This is a genomic window from Candidatus Omnitrophota bacterium (assembly GCA_040755155.1).
Classification (GTDB): Bacteria; Hinthialibacterota; Hinthialibacteria; order Hinthialibacterales; family Hinthialibacteraceae; genus JBFMBP01.
Window position 1 is genome coordinate 62,801 of the sequence record JBFMBP010000032.1, and the last position, 21,722, is coordinate 84,522.

General features: G+C 54.9%; 2 protein-coding genes. Both read right to left on the minus strand.

Going from position 1 to position 21,722, the window contains the following annotated elements:
* Window positions 1-5: 5 nt before the first annotated feature.
* Window positions 6-4,484 (minus strand): amino acid adenylation domain-containing protein, encoded by a 4,479-nt coding sequence (locus tag AB1656_03925; GenBank protein MEW6234511.1) that lies wholly within the window; start codon window positions 4,482-4,484, stop codon window positions 6-8.
* Window positions 4,477-21,618, minus strand: a complete 17,142-nt coding sequence (locus AB1656_03930; GenBank protein MEW6234512.1) for an amino acid adenylation domain-containing protein — start codon at window positions 21,616-21,618, stop codon at window positions 4,477-4,479. The genes AB1656_03925 and AB1656_03930 overlap by 8 nt, the downstream gene beginning before the upstream one ends.
* Between the last annotated feature and the right edge of the window lie 104 nt (window positions 21,619-21,722).

Genomic DNA, 21,722 nt, shown 5'->3' on the forward strand with positions numbered 1-21,722 from the left:
CTATGTCATCGTTCAATGAACGAATGCTCAATGTGCGCTAATGTTTTCAATTCATTCTCGAACTCGCCAAGGAACCGTTCGATCGTTTCGCGCCGGTGAATTTTCCTGTTGTATCCAACATGGAAAATAAGGCTGTTATGAAGCGTCATGCCGTCCATTTCCAATAAATGGCGGCGCTCCAATTCCGGGGCGATAGAGGCGGCGTCGAATTCTTCGGCGAGAGTGAAAACGCCGTTATTTTGAAATAAACCATCCACTCGGCCCATATAATTGAACAAAATATCGGGAGGAGGGAAGAAGCAAATTTCTTTTTCCAACGTTTCCGGCGTGAGATATTTCAGAACGCCATATCCGATCCCCTTATCGGGAATGGATTGCAGCATCTTCTGGATAAAAATAAGTTGTTCTTCGATATCTTTCTTGATAGGCAAATCCAGCAAGACGGGATAATGGCTGGTAAACCAACCCACTGTCCGGCTGATATCGAGACCTTTTTCAATCTCTTCCCGTCCATGGCCCGTAAGCGCAATCCTAAAGCGTTTTCCTGGGCGCCAACGGTTTAAGGCGCGGGCTAAAGCCGTCAACAATATAGCGATCGCGTCCGCGTTTTGGTTGAGACTGGCGGTTTGTTGCAACCGATCCGCATCATCCAGCGAGAGTTCCAGGCGCATCGATTTCACGTCGCCATAACGATTCTCGCTCTCTGGAAAATCGCGAGGAATCGAGACCGCATCCGCCGAATCCACTTCCATCCAGTAAGATTTTTGCGCGAGTAGATCGGTGCGGACGCTATATTGGCGCAGAGCTTCCGACCATTGTTGATAGGAAGCCGTTTTAACAGGTAGAACCGGAGCAACTCCGTTCATCGCTTGTTTCAAGCTATCCGTCAGGTCTTCGAGGAGAAAACGCCAGGAAACGGCGTCCACGGCCAGATGATGAACTGTCAGCAAGAGATAATCATTCGTTTTCAATCGATAGAGGACGGATTTCATCAAGGGGCCGGTTTTCAAATCGAATCCATCCTGCAGGCATGCCGCATGGCGGATCATGGCTTGGGCGCCGTCGTTCTCGCGGCGGAAATCCATGACTGAAAATTGGATGGGAAGCGGGTCGCCGGCCATTTTCTGAATTACGCCGGAGGGCGTGAAACGGTAGCGCATTCGCAACGCATCGTGATGATTTTGGATCGCTTGCAGGGCGGTTCGCAGCGCCTCTTCCGGCAGACGATCTTTCGCCCACAGCCAAACAGTATGATTGAAATGATGGAGGTTGGTAGAGTGTTCCTCGAAGAACCAACGTTGTATGGGAGTCAGTTCAACGATGCCCGCCGCGGTCTCATGAACGGCGGAGCGTTGGTTATGATTCAGTTTTTTGCATAGCCCCGCGATGGTTTTCCATTCGAACAAATCCCGTAAGGAAAGACGAATGCCCGCCTTATGCAGACGGCTGGCAACCTGAATGGCTTTGATGGAATCGCCGCCTAGATCGAAAAAGGAATCGTGAACGCCTACTTTATCCTTTCCTAGCGCTTCTTGCCAGACTCTGGCGATTTCGATTTCCATTTTCGTTTTCGGAGGAACATAATTGTCGCCGCCGCTTTTCGATTGCGGCGAAGGCAATGATTTTTTATCGATTTTTCGATTGGGCGTCAGAGGCAATTCGTCCAAGCGAACGATATATTTAGGAACCATGTAAAAGGGCAAGACGCTGAATAAATGGCGGCGCAGTTCCAAGGAATCGCATTCGTTTCCGGCGGAGAAGTAAGCCGCCAATTCCTGGGTTCCATCTTTTCCCGCCAACGCTATAACCGTTGTTTGTTGCACGCCGGGATAGGCGCGCAGGCGATTTTCGATTTCCCCAAGTTCGATGCGGCAGCCGTGAATTTTCATTTGATCGTCTTCGCGGCCTAGAAATTCGATGCTTCCGTCCTCCAGCCAGCGGCCGATATCGCCGGTGCGGTAGAGCCGACCGTCTTCCTGGAAAGGGCTGGGGATGAATTTCTCATCCGTCTGTTCCGGGCGATTCAAATAACCGCGCGCCAAACCTGCGCCTGCTAGGCAAATCTCTCCCGGCGCGCCGATGGGAAGCGGTTGGAGCGCGCGATCCAGAATACGGATGCGGGTGTTGACTATCGGTTTGCCGATGGGAATGGCGCCGGGAAACGAATCGCCCGGCTTGATTTCCTGGTAGGCGGCGCACACCGTGGCTTCCGTCGGACCGTAGGCGTTGAAATAACGCAGGTTTTTTGCGTAATGGAGCGCGTCTTCCGCATAAGCCGCCTCGCCCGCCGTAATCATGACGCGCAAGCCGGGGAAATCCGCCTGCTCCAAAGCGCGAAGATAGGAGGGGGGAAATGTAACCACGGTCGCGCCATGACGCATCATATAAGCTCGCAGCGCATGTCCATCGCGGATGGTCTCTTCGCTCGCCAAGATCAAAGCGGCGCCCGATAGCAAGGCCATAAATATTTCGGAAAGGGAAGCGTCGAAGGAACAAGAGGCGAATTGCAGAACGCGGTCTTGAGGCGTTACGCCGAAGCCGCGAATCTGCTCGAGGATCATATTGACAAAGCCGCGATGTTCCACCATCACGCCTTTGGGCGTTCCCGTCGAGCCGGATGTATAGATTACGTAAGCGAGATGGCGGCTGGCGCAGAATTTTGAAGGATTCTCGGATGGTCCATCGGCGATGGTTTGGATATTCAATGACAATCCGGGAAGAATGGCTTCGATTCTCTTGGTTGAGGCGGCGTCCGCAAGCGCAACCCGGCAACCGCAGTCTTGCAGAATGAATTGGATTCGCGCTTCGGGATAGGCGGGATCGATGGGAGTATAGGCGCCGCCCGCCTTCATGGCGCCCAACAGCGCTGCGATCGCCCAATCGCTTCGTTCCAGAAAGACTCCGATGCGGTCGTCGGGTTGAATGGAGTAATGTTGGCGCAAATAATGGGCGATGCGGTTAGCGCGTTCGTTCAATTCGCGATAAGTGAGACGGATTTCCTGAAAGAATACTGCAACATGATCCGGCGTTTTTTCTGCCTGTTCTTCCCAGAGATCAATCAGCGTCTTTTCTTCGGAGATGGGAACCGTGGGGCTGTTAAAATCATAAAGAATTCGCCGTTTTTCCGTCTCCGCGAGAATGCCCAGTAGTTTCAGAGGAATGCCGCCGCCGCAAATAACGCCACTGGCGATAGCGCGAAGATGTCCCGCCATGCGCTCAACCTGACGGCGCGAATAAGCGTTTCCATTGTAATTGAATTTGATTTCTATTTCCGCGCCGGGATGAACCAGAAGGCCGAAATTGTAATGAACTTGTTCGAACGTCCGGATGCCTTCCACTTTGAAGCCCAGCCCGGAGTCCTCCGTTATTTCCTGCAGTTTGGAATCGATCGGATAGTTTTCGAAAACTAATAGATGATCAAGCAGTCCATGCTTGAGGGGCGATTCGGCTTGAATTTCGGCGAAGGGAAAGAAATCGTAAGGAGCGCTTTCCGTCGAAGCGATTTGGATTTGCTTCATCAAATCCATGAAAGAAAGATCGTCATGCAATCGGATGCGGACGGGGATCGTATTGATGAACAATCCCACCAATCGCTCGACGCCGTTAACGTCCGCTGGACGTCCAGAAGCCACGGCTCCGAAGACGACGTCGTCCGCCCCGTTGTAACGGCTAAGCAAAACACCCCAGAGGCATTGCATCGCCGTGTTCAGCGTCGCGCCGTTCTGCGCCGCCAACCGGTTCAAGGCGGCGCTGGTTTCGGCGTCCAGGCGGAAATCGTATTCTTCAACGGCGTAGCCTTCCTTCCGTTTGGCGGCGTTCGCTCCTAATGGAGAGGCGAGAGATTCGTAACCGGATAAATAATCCCGCCAATAGGCGCGCGCCGCTTCCCGATCCCGCGATTCAATCCAATCCAGATATTCGCCACAGGATACCGGTTCCAGCAGATGGGGAGGCCGGTTTTCTTTCAACGCTTGGTAAATTTCCAAAAATTCCGCTTGCAGAATGCCGCCGGACCAGCCGTCGATCAAAATATGCGGATGGCTCCAGATCATTTCGTAGAGAGAATCGCCAAGTTGAAGTATGGATATGCGCATAAGGACGTCGTGGCGCAGATCGAAGCCCCGGTTTCTATCTTCTTCTTTGTAATTTTTTAAAAAATCCTGCTGCGCCTTCGCATCGAGCGAACGTAAGTCTTTATAAGCGAATTCGGCGGATCTCTCTTTGAGAATGAGATGGAGAGGTTGGGATGCGCCTTCGTGAACGAAGGCCGATCGCAGAATTTCATGCCGCTCCGACAAGAATTTCCAGGCGGCTTCGCAACGCTTCGCCTCGAAATCGCCGCGGAGGCGATAGGCGGTCTGTTCGAAATAAGCCCAGGATTTGGGTTCGTAGAGAGCGTGAAAAAGCATCCCCTCCTGCATGGGCAGCAGGGGATAAATGTTTTGCAGATTTTTTTTGGATACGGCGCCCGGTTGATTACTCATCTTGGAAGATGTCCTCGAATTCGTTCAAATCCATCTTGACGCGCGAAACGTCGCTGGGAGTGATCTCCGCCGTTTGCCGGGATTGGCAATAAGCGACGATTTCATTCAATTCGGCGGCGTAATGTTCGAGAAACTGTTCGATCGTTTGGCGGCGGTGAATGGCGCGGTTGAACAGAATCGTTATTTCCAATCGATCGTTTTGGATCATACATCCGACATCCAGCAAATGGCTTCGCTCAAGATTCTTGCCCGCTACGCTTCCGCATGGTTCTTGGGAGAGAGCGAAAGTTCCGTCTTTTTGCTTTTCGTCGATGCGTCCCAGATAATTGAAGCCGATTTCTCCATGGATAAGGAGAGAAGCGCCGCCCAGACGTTCGGGTGGCGTCAGGTAGCGCAACGCGCCATAACCGATGCCTTTATTGGGAATGCGCCGCAGGGTTTCCTTGATTTCTTTAATTTGGCCGCCAATGTCGTTTTTCCCGCGCAGTTCCAATACGACGGGATATAGGCTGGTAAACCACCCGGCGGTGTGGCTGACATCTACGCCTGGGACGGCGGTTTCCCGGCCATGCCCTTCCAGCATAATCAGGCAGCGGTTTCCGCCATGCCAACGCTTCAAGGCGCGGGCCAACGCTGTCAGCAAAAGGTCGGAGGTTTCCGTTTTGAAGGCATGGTTGGTTTTGGCGAGCCAATCGTTCGTTGCGGCGGAAGATAGCGTCAAACCGACCGTCTCCGAATCGCCGTAACGGTTAACGCTGATGGGAAAATCTACGGGAATAGGCGCAGTTTCGGCGGCAGCGGTTTTGGTCCAATAGTCCAGTTCCCGCAGCAGGCTTGGCGTTTCGCTGAATTTCCGCAGCGCTTCGGACCATTGCTTGAACGAGTCCGTCTTCATGGGTAAGCGGATTTCTCGCCCGGCGAGCGTCTGCCGGTAAGCCGTAGCCAGGTCTTCGAACAACACGCCCCAAGAGACGATGTCCACGACAAGATGATGAATGACGATCAACAGCCGGTCGCCGTCTTTCAAACGGCATAAGGCCGTTTTCATCAGAGGGCCTTTTTCTAGATTGAGGCTGCGCTGCATCGTCTCGGCGCAAGCGAGAAAATCTCTTTTACCGTCCTTGGCTTTTCGCATGTCGATGGTTTCGAAGGATAATGGGACGGGAAGCGGGGCGTATTCCTGAACGATCTTGTCATGTTGAATATGGAAACGCATCCGCAGGGCGTCATGATGGTTTTGCAGCGCTTCCAAAGCCAATTTCAAAGCGGATTCGTCGAAACGATCTTTGGCTTTCAGCAAAGCGGAATGGTTGAAATGATGCAAATCTTTCCGCCTTTCTTCGAAGAACCAATGTTGAATAGGCGTCAAAGCAACCGCGCCCGCCGCCGCTTCCTGCATGACTTCTTTCTTCGCGGCTCTTGTTTTGCCCGCCAGAGCGGCGATCGTCGGCGATTGGAACAAATCCTTCATCTCGAGGGCGACGCCCGCCTGGCGCAAGCGGCTGACAGTTTGAATGGCTTTGATGGAATCGCCGCCGATTTCGAAAAACCGCTCGTGAATCCCCACGGTTTTTCGGCCTAAGACGTCCTGCCAGATTTTGGCCATAACCGCTTCGGTCTCGTTGCGCGGCGCGGCGTATTCGGTTTTGGAGCCAAGAGCGAAGGCTTCGGGCGCGGGGAGCGCTTTGCGGTCCACTTTGCCGCTCGGCGACAGCGGCATGGCGTCCAGCTGCGCCCAGCGGGTGGGAATCATATAATCGGGAAGCGTCTTTGCGAGATAGTCTTTCAACGCGGCGGCGTCCAGTACTTCGCTGGCGGCGATATAGCCGATCAGTTCCTTCGCTCCGTCCGCCGCATCGCGGACGACGACGGCGGCGCCGTTGATTTTAGGATGTTGCAGCAAATGGTGTTCGATCTCGCCGCATTCGATGCGGAATCCGCGCACTTTCACCTGATCGTCGCGGCGTCCCATATAAACCACTTCGCCGCCGGGCAGCCAATAGCCCAGATCGCCCGTGAGATAGAGGCGGCGGCCTGGCTTAAAGGGATGGGAGATGAAAGCAGACGCCGTCAGGTCGTCGCGGCGGAGATAGCCCCGCGCCAACCCCGCGCCGCCGATGCCGATTTCGCCGGGCACGCCGATAGGCGCGGGATTCTTATACTCGTCCAATATAAGAATTTCGAAATTGGATATCGGCTTTCCGATAGGAATGGCGCCGTTGTATATCCGCAGGGCATCCACTTCGTGCGCCGTGGCGCATACGGTCGATTCCGTCGGTCCATATGCGTTGACGAAGCGCAAGCATTGGGCGAAAGCGAGAGCGTCGTCCACCCGCGCCGCCTCACCCGCGGAGACCAATAGTCTCAAGGAAGGTAAATCCTCCGCTTTCAACTCGGCGGCGTAGGAGGGCGGCAGCGTGGCGATGGTTACTTGTTTTTCATTTATATAATCGGCGAAGCGGCGGTAATCGTCGACGCGCTCGCGTCCGGCGACGACCAGACAGGCGCCTTGCAACAACGCCATCAGCATCTCCCAAACGGAAGCGTCGAACGAAGACGGAGCGAATTGAAGAACGCGATCCTGCGCCGTTACGCCGAGTCCGCTCTTATGCCAGGCGGCCAGGTTGAGCGCACCCGAATGCTCCAGCATGACGCCTTTGGGCCGCCCTGTGGAGCCTGATGTGTATATGACGTACGCCAGGTTGTCCGCCTTGGCTGCGGAGATGGGATTGGCGGGCGAACCGTCTTGCAGCGCGCAGATATCAGCGGCGTTCTTGAGCGTTTCGCCAAACATTTTCCGATGCTTCTCGTCCGTCAAAACGACGGAGCATTGGGAATCGGAAAGCATATAGTCGATGCGGTCGCGGGGATAACTCGGATCAATGGGAAGATAGGCGCCGCCCGCTTTTACGATGCCCAGAAAAACGATGGGCGTCCATTCGCTGCGGTCGAGCAGGACGGCGGCGAGCTTGTCGGGACCTATGCCGTAATCTTCGCGCAGGCGATGGGCCAGTTTGTTCGCCCGCTCGTTCAATTCAGCGTATGTAAGTTGCGCCTCTTCGCAAATGACCGCCAGCCGGTCCGGCGCGGCGGCGGCGATCTCCTCGAACTGGGCGGCGATAGTTTTCTCTTGCGGGTAAGGAGCGATGCAGTCGTTGAATTCCGTCAAAACCTGGCGGCGCTCCCATTCCGGAAGAATATTGATTTTGTTGATGGATTGCGAAGGATCGGCGACGGCGTTCTTCGCTAACTCGGCGAGATGCTGCGCCATGCGTTCCATCCGGCCGCGGTCGAATAGATCGGTATTGTATTCAAGGTTGAGAAGCATTTCGCCGTTATTTTTTTCTACGAATTCGAAGGAGATGGCGAATTTGCTGACTTGGAATACGTCGATAAAATCGCCGATCTTCACGCCTTCCAATTCGAATTCGCGTTGATTTTTATCTTGCAAGATCAACATGACTTCGAAGAGCGGCGGTCGGCTCATATCGCGTTCCAGACCCAGATCGTCCACCAGCCGGTCGAAGGGATAAGCGCGATGCTCCAAGGCTTCTTCCGCCGTGCGCTTGATTTTCTCGAAGGTTTGCGCGAAGGAATCGCTTCCCTTCAGCCGGTCGCGCAGCGCCAGCGTATTGACGTAGAAACCAATTTGATTCTCCAAATCCGCATGATCCCGCCCCGCGATGGGACTGCCGATGATTATGTCTTCCTGTCCCGAATAACGATAGAAGAGCGTTTTCACCAAGGCCGTCAGCGTCATGAAGAGGCTGCCCCCATGCTCGCGAGCGAAGCGCCGCAGCATCGACGCAAAATCTTTATCCCAAGCGCAAACCACCTTATCGCCGTTAAAGGTTTGAATCGCCGGACGCGGGCGGTCAGTGGGAAGATTCAACGGCGGCGGTTCGGGAGTAAATTGTTGGCGCCAATATTCGCGATGCGGCTGTATGGCCTCGCTGGTCAGCAAGGCGTTCTGCCAGGCGGCGTAATCTTTATAGTGGATTTTCAAGGGCGCAAGAGGATTCTCTTCGTTTTTGGCGAAAGCCTGATATAGCGTCAGCAGTTCGTTCACTATTACGGACGCCGACCAGCCGTCGAAGACGATGTGATGGATGTTAACGAGCAATATATGGCGATGCTCGCCGAGTTTGACCAGCTTGGCTCGCAGCAACGGCCCGCGCGTCAAATCGAAACGCTGCACCGCGTCTTGGCGCGCCAATTTCTTCGCTTTCTCTTCGGATTGGGATTCGCCGCTGACATCGATGAGTTCCACTTGAAAGCCGATATCGTCATGGATAATCTGCCGCGGTTCGCCCGCGATGGAAGCGAAAGTCGTACGCAGCGATTCGTGGCGCTTCACGATGGTTTCCAGCGCTTTTCGCAACGCTATAACGTTGAACGATCCTTCTAATAACAGCGCTGTGGGCAGGCTGTAGGCTTCGGAAGCTACTTCCAATTGACTTAGAATCCACAAGCGCCGCTGGGCGTGAGAAACGGCGTAATCGGGGCGGGGCGGCAGCGGCTCAATAGCGGCGTAATCCCGCTTCTGCGCCGTCCGAATATATTCCGCCAGCTGACGGATCGTAGAGCGTTCGAAGAAGAGGCGGATGCTGACGTCGACTCCGAAATCGCGGTGGATCCAGGATAGGATGCGGATGGCGTTTAATGAGTTGCCGCCGATTTCCAGGAAGGGGGAATTGACGCCCACACGCTCCAATCCTAACGTCTCGCGCCATATCGCCGCCAATTTCTCTTCCGTCTCGCCGGCGGGCGGTTCGTAAGCGATGCGGTCGTAAATCAGTTCTTCCGGTTTGGGCAAAGCGCGACGGTCAATCTTGCCGTTCACGTTGAGCGGGAAAGCATCCATACGCACGAAGAAACTGGGTATCATCGCGGGCGGCAGGTAATCGCGCAATCGCTCGCGCAGAACGGCGCCGTCGATGGGAGTTTTTTCCGTGTAGTAGCAAGCGAGCGCTTCCTGGCCGTCCGCGCGTTTGTGGACGGCGGCGAGGGTTTGGTCGATTTCCGGCGAAGCGAGCACGGCGCGGTCGATCTCCGCCAATTCCACGCGCACTCCGTTGATTTTGACTTGGCGGTCGACGCGCCCGATGAAATCGATGGCGCCATCAGGAAGAAAGCGGCCTAAATCGCCGGTGCGGTAAATGATGTCGTCGGGATTGTCCGATAATGGATTATGAACGAAACGCTCCACCGTCATGGCCGGATCACGGAAATAACCCTGGCAGCGGAAAGGCGGCTGAATGCAGATTTCGCCGATGGCGCCCGCCGCCGCCGTTTTTTTCTCTTTGAGAATAAAAACATTTGCGCCCTGGATCGGCTTGCCGATGGGGATGATTTTATTGGGATCGCCGATGGGGCCGTCGAGGCGGTTGAAAATTTTCGCCAGCGTGGTTTCGGACGGTCCGTATAGATTGACGAATTGCGTTTGATCGCCTAAACACTCCCGCCCGCGCAATACGTCTTTGCCTAACAGCGCTTCTCCCGCCAGAATCACAAAGCGCATGGCGGAGAGGATTTTTTTGCGCTCGCCGCGCGCTTCGATTTCATTGAGCAGCATACGAAAGATGCTGGGTACGATGTGCATCAGCGAGACTTGTTTTTCGTCCAGCCAGCGCAACAGCAGAGAAGCGTTTCCCCGCAACTCATGATCGGGAATGCAGACGATTCCGCCGGATAGAAGCGGAACGAAGATATCGCGCAGGCTGACGTCGAACGTCGTCAGCGCCAGGTTGCTAGCGCGGACGGAAGCGTCGAATCCAAACTCGGAAATCTCCCATTGAATAAAATGGCTTAATCCTTCATGGCTGCTAAGAATGGCTTTCGGTTCGCCGGTGGAGCCGGAGGTAAAAATGACGTACAGGCTATCGCCGGGAACGGGGCGATCTTCCAGATTTTCGTCCGCTTTGCCGCTCGTAACGGCGGCGCGGCTATTCTCTCCCCAGCGTTCATAATCAAAAGCGCCGTCTTCACCCGCGATAAAAATCCCTTGCGGCGGGGATTGGAGTTGAATAGCGGATAGGGCGGTGTCCAGGGACGATTTCCACGCTTCGCTGGTAATAAGGATCGCCGGTTCGATTTTATTGAGAATCGTTTCCAGCCGCTTGATGGGGCTGTCCACGTCGAGAGGAACAAAGACGCCGCCCGCCTTTTGCGCGGCGAGAATGCTGACGAGATAATTGATGCTGTTGCGCTGATAGACGCCAACCAAAACGCCGCGCTGGACGCCTCGTTCGCGCAGAGCGCGGGCGAGAATATTGGCGCGGCGATTCAGTTCGCGGTAAGAAATTTCCTTCCCAGCGCCATCGGCGGCGATGGCATCCGGCGTTCGGCGCGCTTGTTCTTCGAATAAATCCAATACCGTCGCATCGGCGCGATAGGAAGCAGCGGATGGCGTTGAAATATCATCGGCGCTTAGTTTTTCTCTTTCGCTTAAAATTTCTATTTCATCGAAAAGAATATTTTCATTTTGCAAAACGGCGGCGACGAGCGAGCGGAAATGGTTTTCCATATTTTCGATCTGTCGCCGATCATAGGCGTTGGCGTTATAGGTAAACTTGATTTCGGTTTCTTCACCCGGATGAATGACGATGCCGAAATCGTAGTGCATCTGCTCAACGCCGCGAACATTTTCGACGATAAAGCCAAGGGAAGAATGAGCCGATCCATCCTGCAGTTTTTGCGCCAGGGGAAAATTCTCGAAGACCAGCAAATGATTCAGCAGGTCATGTTTCAACGGCGAACGCGTCTGAATTTCCACTAGCGGATAATAATGATGCGGCTCGCATTCCGCCGCCCGGCGTTGGACGTTTTGCGCCAATTCGGCAAAAGTTTGATGGTCGTCTATTCGAATGCGCACCGGCAAGGAATGGAGAAACAAGCCTACCATATTCTCCACGCCATTCACTTCCGCCGGACGTCCGGAAACCACGGCGCCGAAGACAACGTCGCGTTTCCCGGAATAACGTCCTAACAAAATTCCCCACAAAGTCTGTATGACTGAATTCAAGGTCGCGCCCAATCGCGCCGCCAGTGCGTTCAGTCCGGCGCAGGTCTCTTTAGAAAGCGAAAAGGGACGTTCTTCCAAAGCGTATTCCGCAAACGTCCCTGCTATCCTGCCCAAAGGAACGGCGAGCGCGTCGTAGCCTTCCAGATAGGCGTCCCAAAAACGGCGCGCGGCGTCTTTGTCCCGCTGTTCCAGCCAGTCGATGTAATCGCCATAAGAAGGCGCTGGAGCGAGCGCAAGCGGCTGTTTCGTTCGCAAGGCTTGATAGATGGACGCGAAATCCTCCTGCAATACGCCCAGAGACCAGCCGTCGAGGATGATGTGATGATGGCTCCAGACTACCTCGAAGGTTTTGTCTTCTATTTGCAGCAGCGCGATACGCATGAGGACGCAGCGGGTTAAATCGAAGGGACGGCGGCGATCCTCTTGGCAGTAGTATTCGACGCGCGCCTCGCGTTCGGCGGCGGGCAGATGGCGCAGGTCTTGGTAATGAAACTCGGCGTCGCGTTTTTTCCACACGATCTGCAAGGGGCGTTTGACTTGTTTATAAACAAAGGAAACGCGCAGAATCGCATGGCGCCTTACTAATTCGTTCCATGCAGATTCAAAGAGGCCGCGGTCCAAATCGCCGCGCAGGCGATAGGCGAATTGTTCGAAATAGGAATTGGAATTTTCTTCGGCCAGCGAATGATACAGCATCCCTTCCTGCATCGTGGAGAGAGGCAGAATGTCTTCCACTTCATGCGCCGCCGCGCCGATGGAGCGCAATAATGAATCGAATTCGTCCAAATTCAATTCGCAATAATGCAAATCGCTGGGAGTAATCTCATCATGAATTCGATCCCGGCAATAATCGATGACGCGCCGCAGCTCGTTTTGATAATTATCCAGAAAATGTTGGATGGTTTCCTGGCGATGGATGCGGCGGTTGTAATGAATGGCTAGTTGCAAACGCCCATCGAAAACGGCGCCTTCTATTTCCAATAGGTGAGCGCGTTCGACCTGATCTCCGCAAGAATGGCTTGTTGATTCCTTCGCCAAAGAGAAAAGGCGATTAGGCCCGGCGTCGAAACTACCCAAATAATTGAAAGCGATTTCCGGCGCCAGACCGAACGCCAAATCTTCTTTCAACTCCGCTAGCGTAAGATATTTCAATATTCCATAGCCGACGCCCTTCTTGGGAATCCGGCGCAGCGTTTCTTTAATGGTCTTAATTTGAAGTGGTAGATCGTTAGCGCCGGATATATCCAAGATGGCGGGATAAAGGCTAGTAAACCATCCCACGGTTCGGCTCGCATCGATGCCTTCGGCCACAGATTCGCGTCCATGCCCTTCGAGCAGCAGGCGAAAGCGTCCGCCGCCGCTCCAATTCTTGAGCGCGCGGCTTAGCGCCGTCAGCAACAGATCGTTGATCTCCGTGCGATAGGCATGACTGGCGCGCTTGAGCAAATCCTCCGTTTCTTGCGCGGTTAGTTCTGCATGAAGTACATCTTCGTCTCGATACAGATTATCGGCGGCGTCAAAATCACGGGGGATAGCGTCCCAAGCGGTGGATTCAATTTCCCGCCAATAGGATTTTCCCGCCAATAGCGAATCGCTGCCGGCGTAAACATCAAGAGCATCGCCCCATTGGATAAACGACGACGTTTTAGCGGGCAGATGAATGGTTTTTCCTTCCTGCGCTTGCCGGTAAGCGGATTCCAGGTCTTCCATAAGGATGCGCCAGGATACGCCGTCGATAACCAAATGGTGGAACAGCAACAGCAGCCGGTCGCCGTCTTCCAGCCGGAACAGCGCCGCTTTCATCAAGGGGCCGGTTTCCAGATTAAACGATTTCTGCATTTCCTCGGCGCGAGCTGTCAACGCCGCCGCGCCGTCTTTGTTTTGGCGCAAGTCCGCCGTTTCGAAATGAAGCGGATGGGAAAGACCATTCACTTCTTGGATAATATCGTCTCTCTGAAAGCGATAGCGCATACGCAAGGCGTCGTGATGTTCCTGAATGGCGGCTAACGCTTGCCGCAGCGCCGCTTCGTCGAGCTGCTCTTGCGCTCGCCATAAGGCGGCATGATTGAAATGATGGCGATCGGAGAAATGCTCCTTAAAGAACCAACGTTGAATCGGCGTCAGTCTCGCCTCGCCGACCGCCGCGCTCTGGTTGGCCGCGCGTGTGATTTCTTTCGCTTGCCCGGCGAGGACGGCGATGGTCCGCGCTTGGAAGAGTTGGCTCATCTCCACTTTCAGGCCCACCTGGTATAAGCGGCTGACGACTTGAATGGCTTTGATGGAATCGCCGCCCAAAGCGAAATAATCGTCGTAAATCCCCACGCTGGACGCGCCGAGAACTTCTTTCCACGCTTGCGCCAGTTTGGCTTCGATTGGATTTCGCGGAGCGGCGTAGGCCGTTCCCGTATTGATGGTTCGCCGATCAGGCGCAGGCAGCGCTTTTCGATCCACCTTGCCGTTAGCCGTTAAAGGGAATGTTTCCATCTGAACGAAATAGGATGGAATCATATAAACCGGCAGCGTCTGCGAAAGATGCTGGCGCAGCGTCTGGATGTTCAACGGTTCGGCGGCGGTGAAATAAGCCGTCAGTTCCTGCGCTCCGCTCTCGGCTTCATGCGCCAGGACTACAGCCTTTTCGATGCGGGGATGCTGCAACAGCTGATGGCCGATCTCTTCCAACTCGATGCGAAAGCCGCGGATTTGCACTTGTCGATCGTTGCGGCCTAAATACTCGACGCCGCCGTCAGCCAGCCTGCGTCCCAGATCACCCGTCCGGTAAAGCCGCTCGTTCTTGCGGAAGGGGCTGGCGAGAAAACGCTCTTTCGTCAATTCCGGACGGTTGAGGCAGCCCTGGCAAACGCCGGTTCCGCCGACGTAGATTTCGCCCGCGACGCCGATGGGCTGTTGGTTCATGAATTCGCCGCAAATATAGAGCGTGGTTTCGGGAATGGGGCGCCCGATGGGGCTGCGCCCGCCCGCGCCGGATATATCGCTCGATCGAATCGGATAATAAGTAACGTGCACCGTGGTTTCAGTGATGCCGTACATATTGATAAGAGCGATTTTGTCGAGGGGATACAGTTCCGTCCACGGGCGCAGAAAAGCCGGTTCCAGCCGGTCGCCGCCGAAGATGACATAACGCAGATGTTCGCCGAGGTTGTGAGTCTTTTGGCGCCGTTCCGCTTCGATCAGGTTGTAGAACGCGCCCGGCGTCTGATTCAAAACTGTGATTTTATTTTGCTGGATGAAATCCAAAAAAGCGTGGCTGTCCCGCGCGACTTCTTTTGGAACGACAACCGTTTTTCCTCCATACAATAACGCTCCATACATTTCCCATACGGAAAAATCGAAGCAGAAGGAATGAGCGATGGCCCAAACGTCGTTTTCATGAAAATCGAAATCGAATCGGCTGTTTTTCATCAATCGTACGACGTTGCGGTGCGTAATCAGGCAGCCTTTAGGCTTGCCCGTCGAACCTGAAGTATAGATGACGTAGGCGGGCATATCCGGCTTAGCCGCCGGAGCTGGATTGGAGGTTTCAGCGGAAGCGAAGGAATGGATATCGACGGCTTTTTCCCGAACAGCGGGCGCCAGCGTTTGCGCTAGCGTTCCGCTGGTCAAGAGAACGCGGCAGCCGCTGTCTTCCATCATGAAATTAAGCCGCTCCGCCGGATATTCGGGATCGAGGGGAACATACGCGCCGCCTGCTTTTAAAACGCCAAGCAGAGCGACGGGCGTCCATTCGCTGCGTTCGAGCAGAACGCCGACGAGATCGCCCGGCTTGACTCCGTATTGTTGGCGCAGGGCGTTGGCGATTCGATTCGCCCGCGCATTCAATTCCCGATATGCAAGAACGGCGCCGCCGAAAACGACGGCGGGACGATCCGGCGTCTGATGGACTTGTTCTTCGAAAAGATCGGCAAGCGTCTTATTCTGGGGATAATCGGCGCTAGTGTTATTCCACTGCGCCAGCTGATCGCGCTCTTCATGCGTGAGAATATCCATGCCGCCGATAGGACGATCGGGAGAAGCCGCGATTTCCTGCAAAATTTTCAAGAAATATCCGCGCCAGCGTTCCGCTGTCTCCCGCTTGAAGAGACGAGTGGAATATTGAAAATCGAGATGCAGCGTTTCGCTCTCTTCAACAATATCAAGACTAAAATCGAACATGGAAGCGGGAAGATGAATCTCTCGCGCCATGAAAGTAAGGTCTTTGATCGTGAAGACGCGCGAATCGGCGTTTTCGTAAGACAACATCGCGTCGAATAGCGCATGGCGGCTTTGAGAGCGGGATGCATTCCACTCCGCCAATTTTTCGAAGGGATAATCTTGGTTGTCGTAGACGGCGGCGCAGGTGTTCTTGACGGAATCGAGAAATTCGCGGAAAGGCGCATCCCCGCGCGGATGGCAGCGCAAAACCACGGTATTGACGAACATGCCTACGGCTTCCGCCAATTCGGCGCGCTGGCGTCCGGATGCGGGGCCGCCTACGAGAATGTCGTCCTGGCCCGTGAGCCTATAAAGCAGAACGTTATAAGCCGCCAAGAGCAGCATGTAGAGCGAGGCGCCGGATTGCTTGGCCAGCGTTTTCAATCGGCGCAGCAAAGGCGCGTCTACTAATGCCAAAAGATGATCGCCTTCGAATGACAACTCGGCAGGACGGGGATAATCGGAAGGTAAGTTCAACGCTGGAAGCGTTCCGCCAAGCTGTTCCCGCCAGAAGGCTTCCTGTTTGGCGATCTTCTGCGATTTCTGCTCCTCTTCGATCAAGCGCAGACATTCCCGGTAGGAATGTTTGATCGGCGTCAGTGAAAGCCCTTGATAAAGCGCCATCAAATCGCGGGCGATGATATTGAAGGAGATGCCATCGACGGCGATGTGGTGGGCGTCGGCCATCAAGAGATAACGATCGGGCCGGATTTTAACGACGCCGACGCGCAGCAGCGGCGCTTGCTCCAGATCGAAGGGGCGCAGAAATTGTTTTTCGATTTCGCCGATGCCATCTTCATCTGCTTCGTAGCGCTCGACGGAGAAACGCGGCTCGTCGGCGATGTGCTGGGTCAATTCACCGTCAATGACGAGAAAACGAGCGCGCAGGCTTTCATAACGGCGGATGATTTGGGCGAAACAATCTTCCAATTTGTCGACATCGAGCGGTCCGTCGATCCAGAAGGACTGCGGCAGATGGTATGGGAACTGGCCGCCGGGACGTTGGCTCAGCGCGTAAAGCCGCCGCTGCGTCGAGGAAGGCGCTAGGAAGCGGCGCGGCGCGTCTTCCGGCGCTTCGAAGGCGAATCCAGCGGCGCGGATTTCCTCTATGCTTTCCTTGATGCTCCACAAAACGAGGTCGATGTCCTCTTCGCTATGCGCCGCCGAAAAGAAGCAAATCCGGCGTTCCCATGTATAAACGCCATTAATCATCAATAACAAATAAAGTATCTCCATCTCGATGGGATGAAGATGATCGGATTCGCTCAGCGGAACCAGGCGCCATTGCGAGGCGAAATGCTTTGCCCGCATAGGAATCCGCTCCTTTTCACACCAATAATTTAAAGCGTCGCAGAAGGCCGTCGTGCGGCGCGTGGTTTCTTCCTGCAAGGCGGGGCCGCTTTCCTTCAGTTTCAGAAGCGCGGCGCGGGCCGACGCCATCGTCATGGGATTGCGTCCGAAGGTGCCGCCGAAATAGATCATATCCGAACGCGGGCCGGAGTTGTCGCCGTAATCCCATGCGCCGCCGTCGATGTAATCGAGATACTTCGTCTTGCCTGCGATGACGCCGATGGGCATCCCGCCGCCGACAATCTTACCGTAAGTTGCGATGTCGGCTTGTACGCCGAACCATGCCTGGGCGCCGCCGGGATGAATACGGAAGCCGGTAATCATTTCATCGAAAATGAGCGCGATCTCCCGTTCCCGCGTCAATCGCCGCAGCCGCCGCAGAAACACCTGCGGTTGCAAATCGGGATTGCGGCTTTGCGCCGGTTCCACCAGCACGGCGGCGATTTCCGGCGCATGAGCGGCGATGAATTCCAACGATTCCGGCGCGTCGTATTCCAAAACGATCACGTCTTCGATCATGCCGCGAGGCGTACCCAAGCCGACGGGAGCGATTTCGCCGTCCGCTTCTTCCGCTAGCACGCCGTCGAAGATGCCGTGATAGGAATTTTTAAAGAGGACTATTTTGTTTCGCCGCGCCGCCGCCCGCGCCAGGCGCAGCGCCACCATCACGGCTTCCGTGCCCGTGTTGCTGAATGTAACGCGCTCCATGCCCGTCAACTCGCAGATCAACCGCGCGACTTCGCCTGTCAAATCGCATTGCGTTCCTAGCTCCATGCCTTCCGCCATTTGGCGGGTGAGAGCGTCGACGATGAAGGGGGGAGTATGGCCGAAGAAATGCACGCCCATGCCCATCGCGATATCGATATACTCGTTGCCGTCCACATCCCAAAATCGCGAGCCATGCGAGCGGGCGGAGACGATGGGAAATTTCGCTTCTTTGAATTGGCCCCAATAAGAGAGCGTATGCTTCCAATCCGCCAGCGTCGAGCGGGATTGGCTCGTCATGGTTTTAGAGGTTTTCGCGCGCTCTGTATGGCGGCGGATAACGCCGTCGATGAACGCCCGCTGTTCCGGCGTAAATGCGCTGCCTTTTTTGAGATTAAGCGAACGGAATTTTTCCGCGCCCTTGCCCATTTTTTTTGCTTCCGTTTTAGAGGCGACAGATGGCGTGCTGGAGGCTTTCGGTAATGGTGAAATCTCTCCCGCAGGCGGCGCTAAAATGGAAGATGGCTGGCGCAACAGTTCCGAAACGATCTGCGCGTTTTGGGCGGATATCTGCGAGAGGCATTGCAATTGCTGCTGCATGAGTTGCAGCAGCGCGTTTCCGCCGCTGAGAGCGGTGGTTGGAATGGTCTGAACATTAGCAGGCGGCGTTGGGGGCATAGACAACGGTTCGAAGGCGGGCGGCGTTGGTGGAGGCGGCGCGGCGGCTTCCTTGATGGCGCCATGTTGAACCAGATGAGCGGATAGATCGTCGAGATTGATAAGTTCTTGGAAAAATTGGCTCATCTGCAATTCGACGCCGTAGCGGTTTTTGATCTCCAATCCCATTTTCAGCAGCATCAGCGAATCCAATCCCATTTCCATCAAATTGTCCTGAGGTTGGATGTCTTGCGGAGCGAAGCCGCCGATTTCCGCCAGAATTTTCGTCAAATCGACCAATACTCTTTTTCGAACATCGTCAATGCTGGTAGAGCTTATTTGTTTATTATCAATAGCCGATGAAGCCGCTTGCAAATCTTTCATCTCTTCGATGGTTGCCTCCTGACAATGAACCGCGTTAATTTTTTCCGCCCGTATGGGAGATAGATCGAGCCAATACCGTTTTCGTTGGAAGGGGTAGTTTGGAAGAACAACTTTCCGATAAGCGTAGGGCGCGTCGAATCCTTCCCAATCGATATCCGCTCCATGAACGTACAAAAGACCCAAACTCGCTAACATGCGCCGCCAGTCGTCCACGCCTTTGCGCAGCGACGGCAGCCATAAGCGATCGTCTCCCGGCGCGCATTGGCGTCCTAGCGCCGTGAGCGCATCCATCGGGCCGATTTCTAAAAACAGGATATAGCCGTCGCCAACCATAGATTGAATGGCGTTATAAAAAAGCACCGGCTGCAAAATTTGCTGGCTCCAATAGGAGGGCGAAGCGATTTCTTTCGGCGGAATCAAACCACCCGCCGCGGTGGAATAGAACGGAATTTGGGGGGGAGAAAATGTCATCTTCGCCGCCTGCGCTGCAAAATCCTTTACTATCGGCTCCATGCGGCGCGAGTGGAAAGCGTGAGATACGCGCAGCGGGCGCGATTCGATTTGCTCTTTTTTGAATCGATCCAATACCGCGTGAATCGCATCCTCGTCTCCGGAAATCGTAATGCGTTCAGGCCCATTTACCGCCGCAATGGAAATTCGCTCGCCATAGGCGCTAATGGCGTTGCGTACAGCCGCTTCCGAGGCGAAGACGGCGGCCATCGTTCCGCCTGCTGGCAGGCTTTGCATTAGCCGCCCCCGCTCCGCCGCCAGTTGCAATCCCGTCTCCAGCGTAAAAACGCCTGCAGCGCAAGCGGCAGCGTATTCGCCGATGCTGTGGCCCACAACTGCCGAGGGGGTGATGCCCCAAGAACTCCATAATTCCGTCAGCGCATATTCAATGGCGAATAATGCAGGCTGGGTAATGGCGGTTTGATTCAACGCTTCTACTTCTTCGGCGGCTTCGCTGTAGAGAAGATCGATAAGCGAAGGCTTGAACTGCGTTCGCAGCAGCGCGTCGCAGCGCTCCAACGCCTCGCGGAACACCGCCTGCGTTTGGAATAATACGCGGCCCATGCCGACGTACTGTGCGCCTTGGCCCGTATAGAGAAAAGCAATTCCCTTCGCGCCCAGTTCGCTCTTTTCGCGGCTTTGTATTAGATTCGGCGCGGCTTCGCCCTTCCCATATGCCTCAAGTGCTTGAGCCATTTCCTCTTTCGAAGCGCCAATCAACGCCAGGCGCTGCGTGAAATGCGCCCGGTTTATGACGGTATGGCATAGATCGGCGAGAGGAGAGCCGTCCTCGCTTAGGAATTGGCGATAGCGTTCCCCCAGTTCTTGCAAGGCGATATCGTTTTGCGCCGAGAGAGGAAGAATATGCAGCGGGCGTTCGGCTTTTACGTTTGCCGCAGGAGAAAATTCCGGCGCTTCCTCTATAAGAACATGGGCGTTAGTGCCGCTTAATCCAAACGAACTGACGCCCGCTACGCGGGGCGCATCGGTCTTGATCCAATCCATCGCCTCGCTGACGACTTTAATGGGCGTTTCGTTCCAAGGAATATGCTGGTTTGGCGTATGGTAATGCAGACTGGCGGGAATCTTTTTATGTTGTAGAGAGAGGATGACTTTGATGACGCCCGCAATGCCCGCGGATGCTTCCGTATGGCCGATATTGGTTTTCACGGAGCCGATGAGTAGTTTCTTTTCCGGCGGCCGTCCCTTGCGAAAAACTTCGCTCAGCGCGTTGACCTCAATAGGATCGCCGAGAATGGTGCCGGTGCCGTGGGCTTCGATATAATCGACATCGTTCGGAGATAGATCCGCTGCGTCCAGCGCTTTACGAATCGCTTCGCGCTGGGCGGGGCCGTTGGGAGCCGTCAGGCCGTTGCTGCGCCCGTCATGATTGACGGCGGCGCCGCGGATGACGGCGAGTAGGCGGTCGCCGTCCCGCTGCGCTTCCGATAGGCGCTTGAGCAAAATCAACCCGCAGCCTTCGCCGCGGCCATAGCCGGAAGCGGCGTTATCGAACGTGCGGCAGCGTCCATCGCGAGAAAGCGCATTGACCTTGGCAAGAGCAATGAAACTATCCAATGAGAGCAAAAGGTTGACGCCGCCGGTCAGCGCCAAATCGGATTCGCCGCTCCATAAACTTTGGATCGCCAGATGCAGCGAGACGAGGGAGGATGAGCAAGCCGTATCCACCGTTAGGCACGGTCCGCGAAAATCGTAGGTATACGACAGCCGTCCGGCGGCGGTGCTGAACATGACGCCGCTGCCGGAATAGGGCGTGATGCGCGCGGCGTCGCCGGAATGAATATGCGCTTGAATGTAATCGTAATTGGAAAGGCCGAGGAAAACGCCGGTGCGGCTGCCGCGCAGTTTGGCGATATTGACGCCCGCGTTTTCCAGCGTTTCCCAACTGACTTCCAAGAGAATCCGCTGCTGGGGATCGATGGCTTCCGCCTCGCGGGGCGTGATGCCGAAAAAGGCGGCGTCGAATCGATCGGCGTTTTTCAAGAACGCGCCGCAACGGGTATACATTTTACCCGGCGCGTCGCCGTTGGGATCGTAATAAGCGTCCACATCCCAGCGATCCGGGGGAATCTCCGCGACGGCGTCCACTCCATTAATTAACAGATTCCAAAATGCTTCGGGAGAGTTGGCATCGCCGGGAAAACGGCAGCCAACGCCGATGACGGCGATCGGCTCCTTCTTTTTCAGCGAATCGTTTTCCGCCAGTAATTCTTTAATTTTGGCGGACGCTTTTTTCAGCGTTTGAACATACTTTTGTTCGGCAGCTTGATCCATATTCCAACTTCCCGAAACTTCGCATTTTCAATAGGTGAACTATCATGCAGGGTAGGCTAAAAGCGAAGTACAGCCTTCCTTGTCAATATCTAATAACTACTCCT